This window comes from Frankia sp. CeRuru1 (genome assembly GCF_977966315.1).
On the sequence record NZ_CDWWEW010000055.1, the window covers coordinates 5,746 to 7,171 of the forward strand.

Genomic DNA, 1,426 nt, shown 5'->3' on the forward strand with positions numbered 1-1,426 from the left:
GGTGACTGCTTCGGCGTCGTCGAGGATGGCGGTGACGGTGTCGGCGAGCGTGGCGGGGTCCGGGCGGGCCACCAGCGCGTAGCAGGGCACGGTCCGAGCGAGGGTGGCAACGATGGCACGCTGGTTGGTCTGCGTCGTGCGGGCCGGGGGCGTCGGGGCGAGCCAGTGATTGACGTGGGAGCTGGCGCCCGCAGTGGGGCGGTGCATGAACAGCTGGTTGCCGGTCAGCGTGGCGTGGACGGTCCCCGTAGGGATGCGCTCGTAGCGGGCGCTTCCTGCGGACGGAGACAGCTGGGGCCAGATCATCACGTGGGGGCGGCAGCAGGCGGTGAGCGTGGCCGCGGGTAACAGGCGTGGGACGTCGGGCGGCTCGATGCTCAGTTTCGCGCGAAGGTTGGCCGGGTCCCCGGATAGGCCCGTGGGGATGAGGCCGGTGAGGTCGGGGTACGCGAGCAGGGTGCCGACGCCGACGCGGAGGTGGGCGGGCCAGGCGTAGCCGAGCAGTCCGTCGTCCCTGTCGGCGGTGAGCAGGAGCCGGTCGCTGGTCACGAACGCTCCACCGAGCCGGCGCAGCACGGCGACGAGGGCCGTGGTCTTGCCGGCGCCGGGATGGCCGGCGATCAGGATGCCGTAGTCGCGGTGGACGAGCGCGGCGGTGTGGGTGTAGACGGCGCCTGCGGCGAGGAGCTGGGCGGTCATGAGCTGGCGGACGAGGCGGGCGGCGAAGTAGGTCGCCGCGTCGTCAGTGGCGCAGTGGACGCTCGTCGCACGCCAGGCGGAGTCGTGGACGACGAGGGTGCGGTGCCGGTCGATCCAGAACACCTCCCGTCCGCCCTCGGTGATGTGGCGGGCGGTGAGCTTGCTGGGGCCGATCTCGCGGATGTCGCCGACATCGGGCGGGGCGTCGAGGAGGCTGTGGCAGGGTTCGGTGACGGTGATGTCGACGTGCCACGCGGCATGCGGGTCGGTGGTGGTCCGGTAGGCGTAGAGGGTGTCCTGGGCGGCGCGCGACGCGGCGCTCACGGTCGTCGTGAGGGCCACCGAGGCGTCGGCGAGGCCGAACCAGGTGGTGCGGCGCTCGTGCGGAGCAGCGCCGGGATCGTGGATCACACTGCTCCTCCGAGGATCTCCGTGGCGAGGGCGGTCCGCACCAGCGCGGCCAGGGAGGTCATCGGCGCGTGACGGTGCAGGTCCGGGAGCCGGGTGGCCAGCGGCCAGGACGCCAGCCAGGCGGGCACGGGCAGCGCGGTCGGCGGGCCGTACTCGCGCTGCGAGTCCGCCGTGACGCTGGCGGGGCGAACCTCGTGACCGTCGCGCACGACAACGAGGCCGGGAGCAGCGGCCCGCTGATACTTCGCGTCGTCCTGGCGGGGGTGCGCGTCGTCGGGGTCCAGGTGGATGTCGGTGTAGATGTTGAACACGGCGG

General features: G+C 72.9%; 1 protein-coding gene and 1 pseudogene. Both read right to left on the reverse strand.

The window, feature by feature from the left end; genetic code table 11:
- The coding region (locus AC08OP_RS06455) for a hypothetical protein (protein ID WP_476613345.1) at positions 1-1,110 on the reverse strand (1,110 nt) is incomplete at its 3' end.
- Positions 1,107-1,426 (reverse strand): annotated as a pseudogene (locus tag AC08OP_RS06460) (hypothetical protein); the annotation flags it as partial. The pseudogene AC08OP_RS06460 and the gene AC08OP_RS06455, both read right to left, overlap by 4 nt.